Origin of the sequence: Actinoplanes hulinensis, assembly GCF_019429605.1 — a bacterium.
GTDB classification, from domain to species: domain Bacteria; phylum Actinomycetota; class Actinomycetes; order Mycobacteriales; family Micromonosporaceae; genus Actinoplanes; species Actinoplanes campanulatus.
Genome location: NZ_JAHXZI010000002.1, coordinates 194,936 through 212,761, shown reverse-complemented (window position 1 = coordinate 212,761; position 17,826 = coordinate 194,936). Strand labels below are relative to the sequence as shown.

General features: G+C 71.5%; 23 protein-coding genes. 10 read left to right on the top strand and 13 right to left on the bottom strand.

The features are described from left to right. Nucleotides 1–4 precede the first annotated feature (4 nt). Both KZ829_RS04750 and KZ829_RS04745 read left to right on the top strand, forming a co-directional pair. Nucleotides 5–412 (top strand): CoA-binding protein, encoded by a 408-nt coding sequence (locus KZ829_RS04750; RefSeq protein WP_204293966.1) that lies wholly within the window; start codon nt 5–7, stop codon nt 410–412. A gap of 137 nt (nt 413–549) precedes the next feature. Continuing rightward, nucleotides 550–1,110, top strand: coding sequence for a DUF4190 domain-containing protein (locus tag KZ829_RS04745; RefSeq protein WP_220142612.1), 561 nt, complete (start codon nt 550–552; stop codon nt 1,108–1,110). Nucleotides 1,111–1,164: 54 nt separating this feature from the next. Here the strand turns inward: KZ829_RS04745 and KZ829_RS04740 are convergent, their stop codons facing one another. The 3 genes from KZ829_RS04740 to KZ829_RS04730 all read right to left on the bottom strand — a co-directional run bounded on the left by KZ829_RS04740 (nt 1,165) and on the right by KZ829_RS04730 (nt 3,902). Next, complete coding sequence (locus KZ829_RS04740) at nt 1,165–2,100, bottom strand: SDR family NAD(P)-dependent oxidoreductase (RefSeq protein ID WP_220142611.1); 936 nt, start codon at nt 2,098–2,100, stop codon at nt 1,165–1,167. A gap of 125 nt (nt 2,101–2,225) precedes the next feature. Further along, nucleotides 2,226–2,852 carry a hypothetical protein gene (locus tag KZ829_RS04735; RefSeq protein WP_220142610.1) on the bottom strand — a complete coding sequence of 209 codons (627 nt, stop codon included), beginning with the start codon at nt 2,850–2,852 and terminating at the stop codon, nt 2,226–2,228. 138 nt (nt 2,853–2,990) lie between these two features. After that, entirely contained in the window at nt 2,991–3,902 is a 912-nt protein-coding gene (locus tag KZ829_RS04730; RefSeq protein WP_220142609.1) for a DMT family transporter, read from the bottom strand. A 133-nt stretch (nt 3,903–4,035) separates the two neighbouring features. On the opposite strand from KZ829_RS04730, the gene KZ829_RS04725 reads away from it, so the two are divergent. Together KZ829_RS04725 and KZ829_RS04720 are read left to right on the top strand one after the other, a co-directional pair. Continuing rightward, nucleotides 4,036–4,734, top strand: coding sequence for an HAD family hydrolase (locus KZ829_RS04725; protein WP_220142608.1), 699 nt, complete (start codon nt 4,036–4,038; stop codon nt 4,732–4,734). Nucleotides 4,735–4,756: 22 nt separating this feature from the next. Continuing rightward, entirely contained in the window at nt 4,757–5,251 is a 495-nt protein-coding gene (locus KZ829_RS04720) for a hypothetical protein (protein WP_220142607.1), read from the top strand. Nucleotides 5,252–5,257: 6 nt separating this feature from the next. On the opposite strand, the gene KZ829_RS04715 is transcribed toward KZ829_RS04720, so the two are convergent. Then, a complete protein-coding gene (locus KZ829_RS04715; RefSeq protein ID WP_220142606.1) occupies nt 5,258–6,133 on the bottom strand; it encodes a PhzF family phenazine biosynthesis protein in 876 nt (291 codons plus the stop codon). Nucleotides 6,134–6,166: 33 nt separating this feature from the next. Here KZ829_RS04715 and KZ829_RS04710 point away from each other — a divergent pair, with 33 nt between their 5' ends. The 3 genes from KZ829_RS04710 to KZ829_RS04700 are packed head-to-tail and all read left to right on the top strand — an operon-like array spanning nt 6,167 to nt 9,129. Then, nucleotides 6,167–7,438, top strand: coding sequence for a magnesium transporter MgtE N-terminal domain-containing protein (locus KZ829_RS04710; RefSeq protein WP_246635133.1), 1,272 nt, complete (start codon nt 6,167–6,169; stop codon nt 7,436–7,438). Nucleotides 7,439–7,482: 44 nt separating this feature from the next. After that, nucleotides 7,483–7,956, top strand: a complete 474-nt coding sequence (locus KZ829_RS04705; RefSeq protein ID WP_220142881.1) for a DUF1003 domain-containing protein — start codon at nt 7,483–7,485, stop codon at nt 7,954–7,956. A gap of 21 nt (nt 7,957–7,977) precedes the next feature. Further along, nucleotides 7,978–9,129 carry an Mrp/NBP35 family ATP-binding protein gene (locus KZ829_RS04700; RefSeq protein ID WP_220142604.1) on the top strand — a complete coding sequence of 384 codons (1,152 nt, stop codon included), beginning with the start codon at nt 7,978–7,980 and terminating at the stop codon, nt 9,127–9,129. Nucleotides 9,130–9,159: 30 nt separating this feature from the next. Here KZ829_RS04700 and KZ829_RS04695 read toward each other — a convergent pair whose 3' ends face one another. Beyond that, a complete protein-coding gene (locus KZ829_RS04695; RefSeq protein ID WP_220142603.1) occupies nt 9,160–9,576 on the bottom strand; it encodes a twin-arginine translocase TatA/TatE family subunit in 417 nt (138 codons plus the stop codon). Nucleotides 9,577–9,646: 70 nt separating this feature from the next. Next, complete coding sequence (locus tag KZ829_RS04690) at nt 9,647–10,930, bottom strand: S1C family serine protease (RefSeq protein ID WP_220142602.1); 1,284 nt, start codon at nt 10,928–10,930, stop codon at nt 9,647–9,649. 292 nt (nt 10,931–11,222) lie between these two features. Here KZ829_RS04690 and KZ829_RS04685 point away from each other — a divergent pair, with 292 nt between their 5' ends. After that, a complete protein-coding gene (locus tag KZ829_RS04685; RefSeq protein ID WP_220142879.1) occupies nt 11,223–11,792 on the top strand; it encodes an O-methyltransferase in 570 nt (189 codons plus the stop codon). Here the strand turns inward: KZ829_RS04685 and KZ829_RS04680 are convergent. Further along, entirely contained in the window at nt 11,757–13,172 is a 1,416-nt protein-coding gene (locus KZ829_RS04680; RefSeq protein WP_308285338.1) for a leucyl aminopeptidase family protein, read from the bottom strand. The two genes, KZ829_RS04685 and KZ829_RS04680, sit on opposite strands and share 36 nt — an antisense overlap. Nucleotides 13,173–13,249: 77 nt before the next feature. Further along, nucleotides 13,250–13,417 carry a DUF3117 domain-containing protein gene (locus tag KZ829_RS04675; protein WP_014447667.1) on the bottom strand — a complete coding sequence of 56 codons (168 nt, stop codon included), beginning with the start codon at nt 13,415–13,417 and terminating at the stop codon, nt 13,250–13,252. 273 nt (nt 13,418–13,690) lie between these two features. Between KZ829_RS04675 and KZ829_RS04670 the strand changes: the two genes are divergently transcribed. Continuing rightward, entirely contained in the window at nt 13,691–14,494 is an 804-nt protein-coding gene (locus KZ829_RS04670; protein WP_220142601.1) for a PaaX family transcriptional regulator, read from the top strand. Then, complete coding sequence (locus KZ829_RS04665; protein WP_220142600.1) at nt 14,491–15,279, top strand: enoyl-CoA hydratase-related protein; 789 nt, start codon at nt 14,491–14,493, stop codon at nt 15,277–15,279. The genes KZ829_RS04670 and KZ829_RS04665 overlap by 4 nt, the downstream gene beginning before the upstream one ends. On the opposite strand, the gene KZ829_RS04660 is transcribed toward KZ829_RS04665, so the two are convergent. From KZ829_RS04660 to ndhC, 5 genes are read right to left on the bottom strand one after another with little or no spacing between them, the layout of a single operon-like run. Then, a complete protein-coding gene (locus KZ829_RS04660) occupies nt 15,276–15,782 on the bottom strand; it encodes a hypothetical protein (protein WP_220142599.1) in 507 nt (168 codons plus the stop codon). The genes KZ829_RS04665 and KZ829_RS04660 overlap by 4 nt on opposite strands. Before the next feature lie 4 nt (nt 15,783–15,786). Next, on the bottom strand, nt 15,787–16,359 hold the full coding sequence (locus tag KZ829_RS04655; protein ID WP_220142598.1) for a DNA-3-methyladenine glycosylase I: 573 nt from the start codon (nt 16,357–16,359) through the stop codon (nt 15,787–15,789). Next, nucleotides 16,356–16,859 (bottom strand): SRPBCC family protein, encoded by a 504-nt coding sequence (locus KZ829_RS04650; RefSeq protein WP_220142597.1) that lies wholly within the window; start codon nt 16,857–16,859, stop codon nt 16,356–16,358. Before KZ829_RS04650 ends, KZ829_RS04655 begins: the two co-directional genes overlap by 4 nt. After that, complete coding sequence (locus KZ829_RS04645) at nt 16,856–17,296, bottom strand: DivIVA domain-containing protein (protein ID WP_220142596.1); 441 nt, start codon at nt 17,294–17,296, stop codon at nt 16,856–16,858. The genes KZ829_RS04650 and KZ829_RS04645 overlap by 4 nt, the downstream gene beginning before the upstream one ends. Nucleotides 17,297–17,353: 57 nt before the next feature. Beyond that, nucleotides 17,354–17,731: an NADH-quinone oxidoreductase subunit A gene (gene ndhC / locus KZ829_RS04640; protein WP_220142595.1), complete on the bottom strand. Its 378-nt coding sequence runs from the start codon at nt 17,729–17,731 to the stop codon at nt 17,354–17,356. Between the last annotated feature and the right edge of the window lie 95 nt (nt 17,732–17,826).

The window sequence follows — 17,826 nt, the reverse complement described above, 5'->3', positions numbered from 1 at the left end:
GGGTATGCGGAGCGCTCAGCAGATCCTGGCCGGGGCGAGTGTCATCGCGGTGGTGGGAGCCTCCCGTGATCCCTACAAACCGGCGCACACCATTCCGCTGCAGATGCTCCGGCACGGGTGGCGGATCATCCCCGTCAACCCGTTCGTCGACGAGCTGTTCGGCGTGCCGACCGTGCCCACCCTGGCCGAGATCGACGAGCCGATCGACCTGGTGAACGTGTTTCGTCCCGCCCGGGACGCCGTGGACGTGGTCCGGCAGGCCGTGGCCGTGAAGGCGCCCGCCGTCTGGTTGCAGAGCGGCATCGTCTCGGCCGAGGCACGACGGATCGCCGAGGAGGCGGGGCTCGAGTATGTCGAGGACCGCTGTCTGGCCGTCGAGCGGGCGCTGGGCCAACTCACCAGACGTCCCTGAACGGACACCGCCGGAGTCCTTCCGGACTTGGCGTGACAGGCCAAAATGGGAGGCCATCGGGTTCCGCGCGGATGGAAGCCGGTCTCACACGCCTCCTCCCCGGCAGGTACGGTGCGAGGACTCAAGGAGGACCTCAGATGACCTATCCCCCGGCTGACGGCAGCCCGGATCCATACCAGCCGCCGCAGCCTCCGGCCAACGACCCGACTTTGCAGTACCCGCCGCCGTACACACCTCCGACGAGTCCCGCGCCGTCCAGCGGGCCCGGTTACTCGCCGACGCCGGGCTACAAGTCGGCGACGGACGGGACGGGATATCCGCCCGCGGGGGCCGGGTATCCGCCGCCGTCGGCCGGGTACGGTCCTCCGCCCGGCTACGGGCCGCCCGGCGCGCCCGGCTACGGCGCGCCCTACCCGCACTACGGCGCTCAGCGGCCCACCAACGGCCTGGCCATCGCGTCACTGATCTGCTCGCTCGCCGGTCTCGTGACGTGCATCAGCGCGCCGGTCGGCGTGGTGCTCGGGCACATCGCGAAAAAGCAGATCCGGCAGACCGGCGAGGCCGGCGACGGGATGGCCACCGCCGGCCTGTGGGTCGGCTACATCCTCAGCGTGCTGAGCCTGATCGTGATCATCTTCTACGTGGTCGTGGCCGTCTGGGCGATCAGCGAGGGTGCCGCGGGCAACACGACGTTCTGATCCGGTACGCCACGGTGGACCGGTCCGGCGGACCGGTCCACCGTGGCGTACGGGTCAGCGGAACTGCGCCTCGCGGACGCTGTTGCCGCCGTCGACCACCAGCATCTGGCCGGTGATGTAGGACGCGGCCGGCGAGCAGAGGAAGCTGACCGCCGCGGCGACCTCGTCCGGGGTGCCCGGGCGGCCGATCGGGGTGCCCAGACCCTGCTTGATCTCGGTCACCGTCGAGGCGGCCGTGTAGATCGTGCCGGGAGCCACGCAGTTGACGTTGACCCCGTCGGCGACCAGCTCCATGGCCAGAGCCCGGGTCAGGCCCACCACACCGGCCTTGGCGGCCGCGTACGCCGCCTCGGTGGGCAGCGCGTTCACCGGGCCGGCGGTGGCGGCCAGATTGACGATCCGGCCCCAGCCGCGCTCCGACATGCCGCCGACGAACGCCCGGCTGCACAGGAAGGCGGTGCTGAGGTTCCGGTCGATCTCGGCCTTCCACTCGTCGTAGGTGAGCTGGGCGACCGGCCGCAGCACCTCGGGGCTGGCCCGGCTCGCCAGGCCGGCGTTGTTGACCAGCACCTCGACGTCGCCGAGCTGGTCGGCGATCGCGTCGGCCAGGGCGCCGACCTCGGACTCGTCGGTGAGGTCGGCCACGAAGCCGGTCACGCCGAGCTCGGTGGCGCGGTCGTGGATGCGGCGGGTGGTGGACACGATCGCCACCCGGGCGCCGAGGTCACGCAGGCGACGAGCCGTCGCGTACCCGATCCCGTCCGGGCTGCCGGCGCCCGTGACCAGGGCGACCTTCCCGTCCAGGCGGAGCGTCACCGGGGCGTCGCCGGAGGCTTCGATCTCCGCCTCGACGAGCTCCTGCATGTCGGTTCCGGTCGGGCGGTCGAGGGTTTCGCCGGGTGCGCCGGAGTTCGGTGGTCGGCCGTCGGCCGGGCGTGTGGTGTCGCGCCGGGACGGGCTGCCCCCGGTGGAACGGGCGTCGAAGACCATGCGGCGATCCTGCCTGCTCCGGCAGGCCGGGGCAAACATCGTGTCACTGTGGCGTCCCCCGGGACGACCGCCCCAGCATCGCATCCGCCCTGGTAGTGACGGCTTTCCGACAGGACCCGAAAAGATCAGTCCCCGATTCCGGGGGAGAGCGGGCGCACCGGGTTCTCCTCGACGAACACCAGGGGCGCGTCCGCTCCGTAGCGGGCCGGGAACTCCCGGCGGATCCGGTCGATGTCGCGGGTGCCGATCTCCACGCCCATGCCGTCGTGCCGGCTGCCGACGGTCACGATCCGGATGCCGCGGGATTCCCAGTACGACAGCTCGGCCACCACGCGGTCGTGCCAGTGGGTGAGCTCGGCGACGGCGTGCGCCGCGTCGCGCACCACGACGCAGGCGTCCTCGGCGCTCTCCCGGATGAAGTCGTCGAAACCCTCCGACGGTACGCGGTACACGATCGCCCGTACCCGAGGCTGATCGACCTCGAGCCCCGCGAAGCTGTCGGCGAACCGCTCACGCCCGCCGCGGTCGATCCGCTCGATGGCGGCGGCGAGCCGCTGCGGAGTGACCGGCATGCTCCGCCCGCCGACCGTGCTGAACTGGGCCGGACGGCTGAACTGGCAACCCGCCGTGCGCCAGCCCCCGGTCGGCCCGGACTGCTCCCGCGGGTCACCGCCATCGATCTCGCCGCAGCCGGGCGCGGTCATGAGGAGCGCCCCGGCGAGCAGGAGCCGGACCAGCCGATCGCAATGCATCGCATCCCCCTTCACTATCGCGTTCCGGCCACCATCCGCCAGCGGGCGGCCGCGGCCGCCGAGGGAGGAGGGGCTTCGGCGGGGCCAACGACCGAGCTTCAAGTACTGAATCGGATGAAGGTTGCAATCAACCCATATTTAGCTGGAAAGAGGTTCGGTACGGACCACCCGGGCCGCGCCCACGAGGAACACCGCGACCCCGGCCAGCAGCAGCGCCAGCCCCGGCAGGGAGCCCGCCCGCGGCACCTGCCCGAGCCACCACCAGGCGATGAGGGCCGCGCCCGGCACCTCCAGCAGGATCAGGACGCTGACCGTGGTGGCCGACGTGTGCTGGAGCGCGTAGTTGAACATCGAGTGCCCCAGCAACTGGGCGCCGGCCACGATGGCCAGGATCGCCGCCCAGGTGCGGCCGTCGTACCCGGTCAGGTCGACACCGAAGAGCAGGCAGACGGCGAGCAGCACGACGGCGCACGTGCCGTAACAGATCCAGGTGTACGTGGTGGTGCTCAGCCGGATCCGGGCCCGCTCGCCGAGGGCCGTGTAGACGGCCGCCATGACCGCCCCGAGCAGTGCCAGCACGTCGGCGAGGACGGCCTGCCCGGACACCCCGACGTCGGCTCCGGTGGCCCAGGCGGCGCCGGCCACCGCCAGCCCGATACCGGTCCACCCGGCCGCCGACGGCCGCCGGCCCTGCGCCGCCGCGATCAGGCCCTGCCAGACCGGCTGGGTGGCGACCAGCGCGGTCGCGGTGGCCACCGAGCCGAGCTGCACGCTCGGCATCCAGGTCGCGAAGTGCAGGGCCAGCGCCAGACCGGCTAGCACGCAGAGGATCCCGGCCGGGCCACCGGCGGCCCGGCGCACCTCGGCCCGGCGCGGGCCGAGCGTGATCGGAGTGAGCACGAGCGCCGCGAGGCTGTTGCGCCAGAACGCGATGGCGAGGGCCGGCGCGGCCGCGAAGGCGATCAACGGGGCCGACGAGGAAACGGCCAGCACCGCCACGGTCAGTGCCAAGATCAGGCTCGCCGGTTGACCTGGTGAGCGCATATTCATCCCCGGCCGTCGCTTCTTGCGCGGTCGTCCTGGCGAGTTTGCCACTGTCTATTGGCGGACAGTGACGGAGTCGATACAGTCACCGGCGGTTCACTCCCTGTTTCCGCCCCCCATGTCCTGGAGGCCGATTCGCATGCCCGCCTACCGTGCGGTCGTGTTTGACTTCTTCGGCACTTTGACCCGGTCTGTCCAGCGCGGCCCCCAGCACGCCGCCATCGCCCGGTCGCTCGGCGCCGACCCGGATGCCGTGGTCGGCGTCCTGAACCGCACCTTCCGGGCGCGGGCCTGCGGCCGTTACGGGTCCGCCGAAGCCACCCTCCGCTGGGTGATCGAGCAGGCCGGTGGCCATCCGCACCCGGGCGCCATCCGCGCCGGAGTGCCGGCCCGGGTCGACGCGCTGCGCGCCGACACCCAACTGCGGCCGGACGCGGTGAGCGCCCTCGAGGCCGTCCGCCGGCGCGGGGTACGCACCGCGCTGGTCAGCGACTGCACCCACGAACTCCCCGCCTTCCTGCCCGGCCTGCCGGTCGCGCCGCTGCTGGACGCCCAGATCTACTCGGTCGAGATCGGCGTGTGCAAGCCCGACCCGGAGATCTACCTGGCCGCCTGCGGCGCCCTCGGAGTCGCCCCGGAGGACTGCCTGTACGTCGGCGACGGCGGAAGCCACGAGCTGACCGGGGCGGCGGCGGTCGGCATGACACCGGTCCGGCTGGCCGCCCCCGACCTCGCCAACCATCTGGTCTTCGACGCGGACACCAACTTCGCGGGGCGTACGGTCCGGTCGCTCACCGAGGTGCTGACACTGCTCGACTCGGTGCCCGTACTGGTCTGACGCGGCGTGGGAGGATGGCCCGGTGAGCTCTGGCGTGCTGGAAGAGGCGATCAAGAAGGCCGCGATCGCCTGGATCTCGGTGGGTGACGGGCCGGCCTACGCGCTCTGGTGCATGCCGGTGGAGTCCTCGCTGGCCGTGGTGAGCGGGCCGGGTGAGCAGTTCGCGCCGGGGCTGGCCGAGGCCCAGCGGGCGACGGTCCGGCTCCGCGGCGACCACGGCGGGCTGATCGTGCAGGCCGAGGCCGACGTGTCCCGGCTGGACCCGGGCTCCGCGGAGTGGGACGAGATCGCCCCGCAACTGGCCGGGAAACGCCTCAACGCCTCCGGCACGGCCGAGGAGGTGGTGGCCCGCTGGGCGGCCGACGGCTGCGCGCTGGTCCGCCTCACCCCGGCCGCCGACGCGACGACCGGGGCCGCCGATCTCCCGGCCGAATCGCAGGCCGCGCCGCCCCGCGAGACCCCGGCCCGGGTCGAGACCCGCCGCCCCTTCCGCCTGCACCGGGTCAAGAAACGCTGATCGGGGTCAGCCGATGAAGGGTGGGACGGCTATCTCGCCTGAGGCGACCGGCCAGACGTGGCCGGTGACCGTGGCGGAGACCGCGGCGCCGCCGGAGGCCGTCACCGTGCACTCCAGGCGGGACGGGCGCTTCATCTCCACGCCCTGGTGGATGCGGTAGGACGAGACGCCCTCGCCGGGCACCCGGCCCGCCGCCACCAGCCACACGCCGAGGGCCAGCGCCGCCGAGCCGGTCGCCGGGTCCTCGGGTACGGCGCCGCCGGCCACGAAGACGCGGGCGTGCGCCTCGCCGTCCGCCCAGGAGAAGACGCTGATGTCGGTGACCCCGGCCCGTTCCGCCGCCGCCACGTCGACCCGGGCACGGGCGAGTGCTTCCCGGCGTACCGGAAGAAGCACCCAGTCCAGGCCGCACCCGGCGGAACGTGGGGCAGCGAGATCGTCACCGGCGTAGTCGGAGGCCGTCAGGCCGACCGCCGCGAGCAGCGGCCCCGGATCGAGAGGCGCCCCGAGCCGGGGTTCGGCGCCGGTGAGCGTGGCCGTGCCCGCGGCCGTCACGGTGATCGGCAGCAGGCCCGCGCCGCACTCCTGGATCACCGCACCGGCCCGGAACATGCCCCGGCGCATCGCGGTGACCGCCACCCCGACGGAGGGATGTCCGGCGAACGGGATCTCGCCCTCCGGGGTGAAGATGCGGGCCTGGTACGTGGCCCCGGGCGCCGACGGGGGCAGCGGGAACACCGTCTCGGAGAGGTTGAACTCCCGGGCCAGGGCCTGCATCTGGGCGGTCGCGAGCCGCGCGCCACCGAACACCACGGCAAGTGGATTTCCGGAGAACGGCCGATCAGTGAACACGTCGACGATCTCGTACGCCAAGGTGGACATGTCCGGACCCTAACCTAGGCTGGGGTCGTGACCATGGGGACGAGGATTTATCTGGCTCGCCTCGCCGGCCTGCCGGTGTTCGACCCCAACGGCGACCGGGTGGGGCGGGTCCGCGACGCGGTCGTCCGCCTGCGCACCACCAACCGCCCGCCGCAGATCGTCGGCCTGGTCGCCGAGATGGCGCTGCGGCGGCGCATCTTCCTGCCGATCGGCCGGGTCACCAGCATGGACGCGGAGGCGGTCGTGCTCAGCACGGGCACCCTCAACCTGCGCCGGTTCGAGAAGCGGCCGAACGAGCTGCTGATCCTGGAGGATCTGCTGGACCGCCGGGTGACCGTGGTGCCGGAGCACGGTGAGGGCCCCGTCCACCACGGGTTCGTGGTCGACGTCGGCATGGACCTGAACCGGAACACCGAGTGGATCGTCACGCGGATCGCGGTCCGGGAGCTGACCGGGCGGCTGGCGCGGCGTGGGCACGTCTACCAGGCCGAGTACGACCGGGTCCGCGGCCTGGTCGGCCCCACCGACACCCAGGGGACCGCGAACCTGATGGCCGTGCTGGACCAGATGCGCCCCGCCGACATGGCGAACGCGCTGCAACACCTGCCGGACGCCCGCCGCAACGAGGTGGCCGCCGCACTGGACGACCGGCGGCTGGCCGACGTGCTGGAGGAGCTGCCCGAGCACGACCAGGTGGAGATCCTGGTCGGGCTGGAGCGGGAACGAGCCGCCGACGTGCTCGAGCGGATGGACCCGGACGACGCGGCCGACCTGCTCGCCGAACTGCCGCACACCGAGCAGGCGGTGCTGCTCGACCTCATGGAGCCGGAGGAGGCCGCACCGGTCCGGCAGCTGATGAGCTACCAGGCGGGCACGGCGGGCAGTGTGATGACCTCGGAGCCGGTGATCCTCACCCCGGACGCCACGGTCGCCGAGGCGCTCGCCCGGATCCGCAACGCCGACCTGTCGCCGGTGGTCGCCGCGCAGGTCTTCGTGGCCCGGGCGCCGATGGCCACGCCGACGGGTAAGTACCTGGGTGTGGTGCATTTCCAGCGACTGCTGCGGGAACCGCCGGCCGCGATCGTGGGCGGGCTGGTGGACAGCGACATCGAGCCGTTACGGACCGAGACCGGGCTGGCCGAGATCACCCGGCGGATGGCGACGTACGACCTGGTGGCCATGCCGGTGGTGGACTCGACGTACCGGCTGCTCGGCGCGGTGACCGTCGACGACGTGCTGGACCACCTGCTGCCGCGCGACTGGCGGGAACATGACGTGCACGTGGACGAGCAGGTGATCCCGTGACCGACAACAGGCGGGGGCTGGACCGGCCGCGCGACCCGGGGCGGATGCAGTTGCCCCGGTTCGACCCGGAGGCGTTCGGCCGCTGGTCGGAGAGCATCGCGCGGTACATGGGCACGGCGAAGTTCATCGTCTACATGACGGTGGTGATCGCCGCCTGGTTCGCGTGGAACACGCTGGCGCCGGAGAATCTGCGCTTCGACCCGTACACGTTCACCTTCCTCACCCTGATCCTGTCGCTCCAGGCGTCGTACGCCGCGCCGTTGATCCTCCTGGCGCAGAACCGGCAGGCCGACCGCGACCGGCTCATCATGGAGGAGGACCGGCGGCGGGCGGCGATGCAGAAGGCGGACACCGAGTTCCTGGCCCGCGAGATCGCCGCGCTGCGGATCGCCCTCGGCGAGGTCGCCACCAGGGATTTCCTCCGTTCGGAGCTGTCCCGGCTGGCCGATGAGCTCGATGAAGCCGCCCTGCGGCGGGAGAAGCGGGCCCGTATGGAGTGGGAAGAGGAGCACCCCTGACCGCGACGTAGCATGGGCTGCATGTCCGCTCCTGCACCCACGCTCGAGGACGCCATCCAGGCCGCTCTGGCGACCGTGGACGACCCCGAGATCCGCCGCCCGATCACCGACCTCGGCATGGTCTCGGGCTTCACCGTGAGCGACGGCCTGGTCAAGGTCGATCTGCTGCTCACCGTCGCCGGCTGCCCGCTGCGGGACAAGCTGAACAACGACATCACCGCCGCCCTCACGAAGATCCCCGGCATCGACCGGGTCGAGATCAATTTCGGGGTGATGACCGACGAGCAGCGCAAGGCGCTGCAGACCACGCTGCGCGGTGGTGGCGCTTCGGAGGAGCCGGTCATTCCCTTCGCTCAGCCGGGCTCCCGGACCAGGGTGTACGCGGTCGCCAGTGGAAAGGGCGGCGTCGGCAAGTCGAGCGTCACCGTGAACCTGGCCGCGGCCCTGGCCAAGCGGGGCCTGTCGGTCGGCGTGATCGACGCGGACATCTACGGCCACTCGGTGCCGCGGATGCTCGGCGTGGAGAGCCGTCCGACCCGGGTCGAGGAAATGATCATGCCGCCGCAGTCGCACGGTGTGAAGGTCATCTCGATCGGCATGTTCACTTCCGGCAACGCCGCGGTGGTCTGGCGTGGCCCGATGCTGCACCGCGCCCTGCAGCAGTTCCTCGCCGACGTCTACTGGGGCGACCTGGACGTGCTGCTGCTCGACCTGCCGCCGGGCACCGGTGACGTGGCCATCTCGCTGGCCCAGCTCCTGCCGAACGCGGAGATCCTGGTCGTCACCACCCCGCAGATGGCCGCCGCCGAGGTGGCCGAGCGGGCCGGGGCGATCGCCCTGCAGACCCATCAGCGCCTGGTCGGCGTGGTGGAGAACATGTCGTGGCTGGAGCTGCCGGACGGCTCCCGCATGGAGGTCTTCGGCGCGGGCGGCGGCCAGACCGTGGCCGATTCGCTGAGCACCACCATCGGCGCCCGGGTCGAGCTGCTCGGTCAGATCCCGCTGGACACCCGGGTCCGTGAGGCCGGCGACGGCGGCACCCCGATCGTGCTGGCCGAGCCGGACGCCCCGGCCGCCAAGGCCCTCGACGGCGTGGCCGACAAGCTGGCCGTCCGCCGCGAGTCCCTGGTCGGCAAGCCCTTGGGCCTGATGGTCAACGCCAAGCGGGGCTAGGCCTCAGGTCGCGATGCGAAGCGGAGCCATTTACGTAGCGTCCAAGTCGTAACGCTGCTGCGCCGGTCGGGGAGTCTCGGCCGGCGCGGTCGTTTTCGGGGTGCTCTTGAAGTCGGCCGCCGAGGCGACGTCGGAGAGCTCCGACTTGACCCCGTTGAGGTCCTGCTTCACGTCGTCGAAGAGGCTCTGCAACGGCTTGCGCAGCGCCTGCTCGTCCTCCTCGCTGAGCAGGTGCTTGCGGATGAACGCCTTCGGGTGCAGGTCCTCGAGCTGGATGTCGGTGCCCAGCTCGCGGCTCAGGTCAGCGGTCGCGCCCTGAGCCATGTTGCGCAGCCCGCGCAGCATCCTCAGCCCGTCCCCGAGAACCTTGGGCAGCCGCTCACCGAAGATCAACAGCGCGAGCATGAGCAGCGCGCCGATCTCCCACCAGTTCAGATTCTCGAACACGTCCGGCCTCCCCAGCGTCCAGCGCCAAGACTACGCACGCTCGCTGTGTGAACGCAGCCCACCCGAGGCCCTAATTGGTGTCCGCGGCGAGGGTCACCGAGACCGACGCGGTCTTGGTGCCGCGGCGGTACTCGACCGCGACCGTGGAACCGGGAGCGTACTTGCGGACCAGCGCGATCAGGTCGGTGCCCTCCTCGAGCGGATGCCCGTCGAGCTTGGTGATGACGTCGCCGGCACGCAGACCGGCCGTCGCCGCCGGGCCGGCCGGCTCCACCCCGCGCAGCCGGGCGCCGGCCACCGTCTCGCCGGTGATCACCTCGGCGCCGATGACCGTCCGCCGGGCCTTCCCGGTGTCGATGATGTCCTCGGCCACCCGTTTGGCCTGATTGATCGGGATGGCGAAGGCGAGGCCGATGTTGCCGGCTTCGGTGTCGGCGCCACCGACCGAGCGGATCACCGAGTTGACCCCGACCACCTGGCCGCCCGCGTCGACCAGAGGCCCGCCGGAGTTGCCCTGGTTGACCGCGGCGTCGGTCTGGATGGCCGCGTAGTAGCGGGTGGTGCCGCCCTCCTCGCCGGCCTGGATGGGCCGGTCCAGGGCGCTCACGATGCCCTGGGTGACCGTGTTGACGAGCGCGAGAGGCGAACCGAAGGCGAGCACCGGGTCCCCGACCGCGATGTCGTCGGAGTTGCCGAGCGAGACCGGCGTCAGCCCGCTCTTTGCGACTTTGATCACTGCGACATCGGACTCCGGGTCGCGGCCGATCAGTTTCGCGGTAGCCGTGGAGCCGTCGTGGAAGGCGACCGACAGGCTCTCGTCGGCACCCTCGACCACATGGTCGTTGGTGATCACGTAACCGTCCGTGGACACCACGAAACCGGAGCCGATCGCCCCGCTGACCCGGACCGTGACGACGCTCGGCATGACCCGCTCGGCCACTCCGGCGAGGGACTCGGGTGCACGCTGCGTATTTTCCGGGATCTGCCCGCCGGACGCGCCGAGCTGGGTCCCGCCGTTCGCGGCATACCCGCCGCGAACCGCGAAGACGAACCCGAGCGTGCCGCCGATGCCACCGGCCAACAGTGCGGTGACCAGGCAGATCACGATGATCGGCGCCCACGACCGGCGTGGCGCGTCGGGGTCGGTGACCGGCTCCGGGGCCCCTCCGCCGGCCAATGGGGTGGGCAGCATCACCGCTGACGGAGCGTACGGATCACGCCACGGGTCGGTCGTCGTGCCGGACCACCAGGGCGAGTCTGGCTCCGGCCCGGAGGACCGGCCGGGAGTCGTGGACTGCGGGGTGCCGTGGGCAGGCGGCGTCGGTGGCCGGCGCCAGTTCCAGCCGTCGGTCACGTCGGTGCCTCCATCCGCTCGCCCGGACCCGCGCTCTCCAGGATGACACGGATCCGCCGGTACCCACCTTGCCACGGGTCCGCCCGAGCCGGGTGACCCCCTTTATCCATCGACGGCGCAGTGCGTCACCGGAGAACATCGCTCTACTCTCTTATCCGATGTGCGTGGTTCCGCCGCGGGCATCACAAACGCTCGTACGGAGGTCGTCATCATCGGTCCCGCTCGTTCATTCGGTCAGCCGGCGGCACAATCGACGCCGTTCGCCGAGACCTACGCCACCGAGGACCCGGTCCTGCAGACCGCGCGTGCCCTGGCACACGAGCTCGGCCTGCCCTGTGTCTCCCCCGGCGCCGGCTCCGTGCTGCGCCTGCTGGCCGCGGCGGGCAGCGCCAAGGCCGTGGTCGAGATCGGCACCGGTACGGGCGTGAGCGGCATCTGGCTGCTCCGTGGCATGCGCCCGGACGGGGTGCTCACCACCATCGACGTCGAGCACGAGCACCAGCGGATCGCCCGGCGGATCTTCCTGGAGGCGGGGTTCGCGTCCTCCCGTACCCGGATCATCAGCGGCCGTGCCCTGAACGTGCTGCCCCGGCTGGCCGACGGCGTCTACGACCTGATCTTCGTGGACGCCGACACCACCGAGTTCGCCGCCTGCACCGAGGCCGCCCTGCGCCTGCTCCGGCCGGGCGGGGTGCTGATCGTGAACGGGGCGCACGCGGGCGGGCGGATCAGCGACCCGTCCGCCCGGGACGTGGACACCCTGACCATCCGGGAGACGGTCAAGGCGATCCGTGAGTCCGAGGACTGGATCCCCGCGGTGATCCCGTCAGGCGCCGGTCTGCTGACCGCCGTCAAGCGCTGAGAGGTAGCGCAGCAGCATGCGGGCGCCCCAACCGGTGGCGCCCTTGGTCAGCTCCGCGTCGGCGGCCTCGGCCCAGCTCGGCGCGGACATGTCGAAGTGCGCCCAGCGGACCGGGCCGTAGAAGTCGCGCAGGAACAGCGCGGCCATGATCACGCCGGGCCCGGGGCCCGCGTTGATCCGGTCGGCGATGTCGCTGCTCTGGTGCTCGACGTAGTCGTCGGCGAGCGGCAGCCGCCACATCCGCTCGCCGGCCGCCTCGCCGGCCGCGGTCAGCGCCGTGACCAGTTCCTCGTCCGGGCTGATCAGGGCGGCCGTGCGCTTGCCGAGCGCCACGGCGTTCGCCCCGGTCAGGGTGGCCAGGTCGATCACCAGGTCCGGGCTGAGTTCGGCGGCCGCGTACGCCAGGGCGTCGGCCAGCACGAGACGGCCCTCGGCGTCGGAGTTCGTGTTCTCGGTGGTCGAGCCGTCGTAGTGGGTGATCACGTCGCCGGGGCGGAAGGCGGCACCGCCGATCGCGTTCTCGGCGAGCGGCACCAGCGTGGTGATCCGCACCGGCAGGTTCAGGTCGGCGGCCCCCAGGGTGGCGGCGACCACCGCGGCCGCGCCGCCCATGTCCTTCTTCATCAGCTTCATGCTGTCCCGCGGCTTGATCGAGATGCCGCCGGTGTCGAAGGTGATGCCCTTGCCGACCAGGACCACGTGGGTGGTGGCGCCGGGCGGCTGCCAGGACATCTCGACGAAGCGCGGCGGCGACACCGAACCGCCGCCGACGGCCAGCAGACCGCCGAACCGCTCCAGGTCGTCGCCGGCCCGGACGGTCACGGTCAGGCCGGGACGGCGGGCGGCCTCGGCCACGATCTGGCCGGCGAACCATGCCGGGTTCTTCACCGACGACGGTGCGTTGGTCAGGTCCCGGGCGAGCCAGGTGGCCTCGGCGGTCACGGTCGCGGCCGCCAGGCTCTCCGCGTACGCCGAAGGGTTGTCGAGAACGAGCCGCACCTCGCCGGACCGGGGCGCCTTGACGGCATCGCGATAGCGATAGCCGCCCAGCCAGAGGCCCTCGGCCAGGCCGCGCAGCGCTCCCGGGGCGAGGTCCGCCGGAAGCAGCGCCTCCAGGATCTCGTCGTCGCCGGCCTCCCGCACGATCGCGGCGCCGGCCGCACGCCAGGCCGTCTCGTCCCCGGCGCCGACGCCGACGCCGGCCAGCAGGACGCGGGACGGCTGCCGCAGCGGGCGCGGGAACACCGTGATCCGGCCCGCCGTATCGGCGCCCTCGGTCGCGGCGACCAGCGCGGACATCTCCGGATCCAGGCCGGGGCCGACCGGGAGGACCCGGGTGAAAGTGTCGTCGGAGACGTCGGTCAATCGGATCGTGAACACGGGAGGATGACCTTTCCCTGAGACGTGGAAAGCCCGCCGGTACGGGCGGTACCGTACCGGCGGGCTCGCGTGAAACGTCAGCCGGCGATCGACTTCAACGCGTCACCCAGCGCGTTGGCCTCGTCCGGAGTCATCTCAACGACGAGACGGCCACCACCTTCCAGCGGGACGCGCATGACGATGCCACGACCCTCCTTGGTGACCTCCAGCGGACCATCGCCCGTCCGCGGCTTCATCGCCGCCATCTTGTCTCCCCTCAGACCTACGTCAGGGTCGGTGGGTTGCCCCACAGCCACTTGCTCCTGGAATGCCAGCAGCCCCGTCACGTGCTCAGCCCCACGCGACGCGGTGCTCGTTTCCGACCGGCGGCCAAACAGGCCGTTTCACGTTTCCACGCGTTGCGGCCCACCGTGCCGATCAAACATTTTCCCTGATGAACACCGGCGAACCCAAACCCAGCCCGGGCGGATGTGACAGCATCTAGCATATCGTCTTTTGGACTGTCACAATGTGCGGTCATGCAGGCGCGGTCCGCACTCTTCGACCTGTACGGCGACTACCTGCGCGATCGCGGCTCCCGAGCCCCGGTCTCGGCGCTGGTCCGGCTACTGGCACCGCTCGACATCGCGGCTCCGGCGGTCCGCACCGCAGTGTCGCGAATGGTGCGACAGGGCTGGTTGCATCCGCTCCGGCTGGCCGCCGGACCGGGTTATCTGCTCACCCCGAAGGCCGCGCGCCGGCTCGACGAGGCAGCCGCCAGGGTGTACCGAACCGGTCGCGGTGGCTGGGACGGTCGCTTCGACATGATCCTGCTCCACGAGCCGGTCACGCGGCGGGACGCGCTCCGGCTCACCTATCTGGGCTACGGGCCGCTCAGCGAACAGGTCTGGGTGGCGCCCCGGGCCTCCGAAGAGGTCGAAGCGCTGCTGGCCGAGGCGGGTGCCGGCTACGAGCGGTTCAGCGCGAGCCCCACGGCGGACGCCACCGGGATCGTGGACCGGGCCTGGGACCTCACCCGCATCGGACAGTCGTATCGGGAGTTCGTCGAATCACTACTGCCCGTGGTGAAGTCGATCACTCCACGTAGCACCGACGAGGAGGCGTACGCGGCCCGGTTCCGTCTGGTGCACGCCTGGCGGTCGTTCCTCTTCCAGGACCCGCAGCTGCCGTCGGCGCTGCTGCCCGCGGGCTGGCCGGGCGTCAAGGCCGCCGGATTCTTCGACAAGCACGCCACCCGGCTGCGCCCGGCCGCCGACCGGCACGTGGAACGTTGCCTGCAGTCGGCCAGCCGTGGAACGCGTGTGGGATTCTCGAACCCATGACCGACTCGCTCCTCGTCGACCGCACTGACGCGGTAGTCACCCTGACCCTCAACCGCCCCGACGCGATGAACTCCTTCACCGTCGACCTCAAGGAGGCGTTGCGGGACACCCTCGCCGAGCTGGAGGGCGACCGGTCCTGCCGGGCGATCGTGCTGACCGGCGCGGGCGGCGCCTTCTGCGGCGGCCAGGACCTGCGGGAGCACGCGTCGCTGCTGCAGTCGGGCGCGACCGATCTGAACACCGTGCAGGTGCACTACAACCCGATCGCGCAGCGGCTGGCCAACATGCCGAAGCCGGTGATCGCCGCGGTGGGCGGGATGGCCGCCGGGGCCGGCGCCTCGCTGGCCCTGCTCGCCGACTTCCGCATCGGCGGCCCCCGCACCAGCTTCCTGATGGCCTTCGCCAACGTGGGCCTGGCCGGGGACAGCGGCATCTCCTGGTCGCTGCCGCGGATCGTGGGGCACGCCAAGGCGGTGGAGCTGCTACTGCTCGCGAGGCCGGTGAAGGCCGAGGAGGCGTCCCGGATCGGGATGCTGACCCAACTGCTGGACGACGACGAGAAGGTGCTGCCGGCGGCCCAGGAGCTGGCCGCACGGCTGGCGGCGGGCCCCACGGTGGCCTACGGCGCGATCAAGCGTGAGCTGTCCATCGCCACGGCCGGCACGCTGTCCGACGCCCTGGCGGCCGAGGCCCAGGCCCAGGCGATCTGCGGCGCGACCGCGGACCACTCGGCCGCGGTTAACGCCTTCCTGAACAAGCAGCGCCCGGAATACCAGGGACGCTAGTCCTCTTCGTCTTCTTCCTCGGGGTCCTGGTTCGCCTCGGCCCCGAGGACGAAGGCCTGCATGGCCAGCTCGTCACCGGAGGGCCAGACGTAGGTGGGCAGCTCGGCCGGGCCCAGCTCCAGCACGTGCGACCAGAACTGGCGCACCGCCTCGGCCGGGTTCACCGCCTCGATCGGCATGGCCACGCTCACCAGCCACGGCTTCCTGTCGGACGGGCCGCCCAGGCGCTCGGCGAACCGCCGGAACGTCGCCTCCTCGACCGGGCCCTCCGAAAGAGCGGCCGGAATCGGCTCGTCGAAGGCCCGCCGCAGATACCACAACGCGAGACCGCCGTCGGTCTTCTCCACCCGGGCCAGCGCCACGACCTGCTGTTCGGCGACCACCAGCACCTCGTCGCCGACCGCGGCTCCGGCCGGGCCGCCGGCCACGGTCACCACATCGTGCTGGAACAACCGCTCGGTCGCCCACTGCTCATCCGGAAGAACTACCGACCATCGCGCCATGGCTTCATCTCATCACGGGCACCCAGCAGTCCGTGAGGTGGTCGTCGACCATGCCCGTGGCCTGCATCAACGCGTACGCCGTGGTGGGCCCGACGAACTTGAAACCGCGCTTCTTGAGCGCCTTGGCCATGGCGGTGGACTCGGGCGTGACCGCCGGGACGTCAGCGCGGGTACGCGGCCGGTCCCGTCCCGCGGGCGCGAAGGACCAGAGCAGCTCCGTCAGGTCGACCTCGGCCGCCACCCGGGCGTTGTGCAACGCCGCGTCGATTTTCATCCGGTTGCGGACGATCCCGGCGTCGGCCATCAGGCGCTCGGCGTCGGCCCCGGTGTAGCCGGCCACCTTGGCGATCGAGAAGCCGTCGAAGGCGGCCCGGAACGCCGGGCGCTTGCGCAGGATGGTGATCCAGGACAGGCCGGACTGGAAGGCCTCCAGCGTGAGCCGCTCGAAGAGGGCGTCGTCGCCGCGGATCGGCCGGCCCCACTCGTCGTCGTGGTACGCCGTGTAGTCCGGTGAGCCGCCCGCCCAGAAGCACCGAGGCTGCCCGTCGGCGCCGATCACCAGCCCGATGTCGGTCACGGCAGCCGCCCCTGCTCGACGAGCCGTGCGAAGCGTTTGAGCGCCCCGGTGAAGCCGATCTTGGAGCCCGGCCAGAGGACCGGCCAGGCGATCTTGCCAACCGCGCCGGGCGGCAGGTGGAACCACTCGTGCAGCACGATCTGGGTCCGGTCGCCGGACATCGCGGTGCACCGCATCGAGCCTGGGCCGCGCAGCACCTTGCCGCAGTGCACGACACGGACCTCGTACGGCTCGTTGACCTTGACCACCCGCAGCTCGTCACGCAGGACCGCCGGGCCCAGCGCGGTGACCGCCTCGACCAGGCTGCCCTCACCGCCGTCGCCCTCGACCACCCGCACCCGGGTGAACGGGATCCACTCGGACTGCTTCTCCCAGTTCATGAACGCGGCGAAGACCCGGGACGCGGGCGCGTTGACGATCACCTTGGCGGTGAACTCGCCGGAACCCGCCCGAGCGGCGTCACCCAGCCCGCTACCTGGGCCGGCCCCCGCGTCGCTCACAGCTTCTCCACCGGCTCCTGGCCGGTGTCCATCGGGATGACCGGCGGCTCCGGGATCGGCGGCAGTCCGGCGACCGGGGCCATCGCGGCCTCCCGGGCCTTGCGCAGCGCGTCGGCGTCCTCGGTGCGGCCCTCGCGCAACGCGGCCACCTCGGCCTCGAGCACGCCGATCAGCTCACCCTTGTAGCCGATGTCGTACGCCGCCCGCTGCAACGCCTGGTCCACCTGCTCCATCCGGTAGCCGCGCCAGACGGAGTCGAACCTGGTCCGGGAGATGTCGTCCTCACCGAGGGGACGGTCGCTGGGCAGCGGAACCGCGCGACCGTCCGGCTCGACCGGGGTCAGGCCGGGGTCGCTCCCGCTCAACAGAACGGTCACGCCGAAGACGATCGTCGCGACGACCAGAGCCACGACAATGAAGAGCAGAAGCTGACCCATGCGCACGATGTTGACATGTCCGCATTCCGTAGGCGAGCCCACCACCCATCCGGACGCTCAGGTCCAGGTGAGGATCTTCTTGCGCCAGGCGTACAGGATGCCCAGGGCCAGCACGGCTACGAAGATGCCCATCTCGGCGATGGCCATGCCGCCGAAACCCGGCCGGTCGAAGATCACCGCCCACGGGAAGAGAAATACGGCTTCCACGGCGAAAAGCACATAGAGGTACGCATAGACGTAATACCGGATCTGTGCCTGCGCCCAGTCGCCGCCGACCGGGTCGATGCCGCTCTCGTAGGCGATCCGCTTGCCCGGCGGCTCGGCCGGGTGGGCCGGGCGCAGCAGCCGGTTCGCGCCGAAAGCGGCCACGAACAGCAGCACTCCGGCGACCAGCAGCAGCCCCAGGGTGGCGTACGAACCGAGGTAACCGTCCACGATCGGGGAGCCTATCTGACGCAACCAGTGAGATCTGCTAGCTGGTTGTTCATCGTCACGGCTACCGTGGGCAACGGTCCGCGGCCGCTTCGTAA

Bases quoted from the DNA above. Each gene is read 5' to 3' on its own strand.
- KZ829_RS04645 (WP_220142596.1), bottom strand. From the start codon at position 17,296: ATGGGTCAGCTTCTGCTCTTCATTGTCGTGGCTCTGGTCGTCGCGACG.
- KZ829_RS04725 (WP_220142608.1), top strand. From the start codon at position 4,036: ATGCCCGCCTACCGTGCGGTCGTGTTTGACTTCTTCGGCACTTTGACC.
- KZ829_RS04710 (WP_246635133.1), top strand. From the start codon at position 6,167: ATGGGGACGAGGATTTATCTGGCTCGCCTCGCCGGCCTGCCGGTGTTC.
- KZ829_RS04675 (WP_014447667.1), bottom strand. From the start codon at position 13,417: ATGGCGGCGATGAAGCCGCGGACGGGCGATGGTCCGCTGGAGGTCACC.
- KZ829_RS04665 (WP_220142600.1), top strand. From the start codon at position 14,491: ATGACCGACTCGCTCCTCGTCGACCGCACTGACGCGGTAGTCACCCTG.
- KZ829_RS04700 (WP_220142604.1), top strand. From the start codon at position 7,978: ATGTCCGCTCCTGCACCCACGCTCGAGGACGCCATCCAGGCCGCTCTG.
- KZ829_RS04670 (WP_220142601.1), top strand. From the start codon at position 13,691: ATGCAGGCGCGGTCCGCACTCTTCGACCTGTACGGCGACTACCTGCGC.
- KZ829_RS04735 (WP_220142610.1), bottom strand. From the start codon at position 2,852: ATGCATTGCGATCGGCTGGTCCGGCTCCTGCTCGCCGGGGCGCTCCTC.
- KZ829_RS04750 (WP_204293966.1), top strand. From the start codon at position 5: ATGCGGAGCGCTCAGCAGATCCTGGCCGGGGCGAGTGTCATCGCGGTG.
- KZ829_RS04705 (WP_220142881.1), top strand. From the start codon at position 7,483: ATGCAGTTGCCCCGGTTCGACCCGGAGGCGTTCGGCCGCTGGTCGGAG.
- KZ829_RS04745 (WP_220142612.1), top strand. From the start codon at position 550: ATGACCTATCCCCCGGCTGACGGCAGCCCGGATCCATACCAGCCGCCG.
- KZ829_RS04730 (WP_220142609.1), bottom strand. From the start codon at position 3,902: ATGAATATGCGCTCACCAGGTCAACCGGCGAGCCTGATCTTGGCACTG.
- KZ829_RS04740 (WP_220142611.1), bottom strand. From the start codon at position 2,100: ATGGTCTTCGACGCCCGTTCCACCGGGGGCAGCCCGTCCCGGCGCGAC.
- KZ829_RS04660 (WP_220142599.1), bottom strand. From the start codon at position 15,782: ATGGCGCGATGGTCGGTAGTTCTTCCGGATGAGCAGTGGGCGACCGAG.
- KZ829_RS04715 (WP_220142606.1), bottom strand. From the start codon at position 6,133: ATGTCCACCTTGGCGTACGAGATCGTCGACGTGTTCACTGATCGGCCG.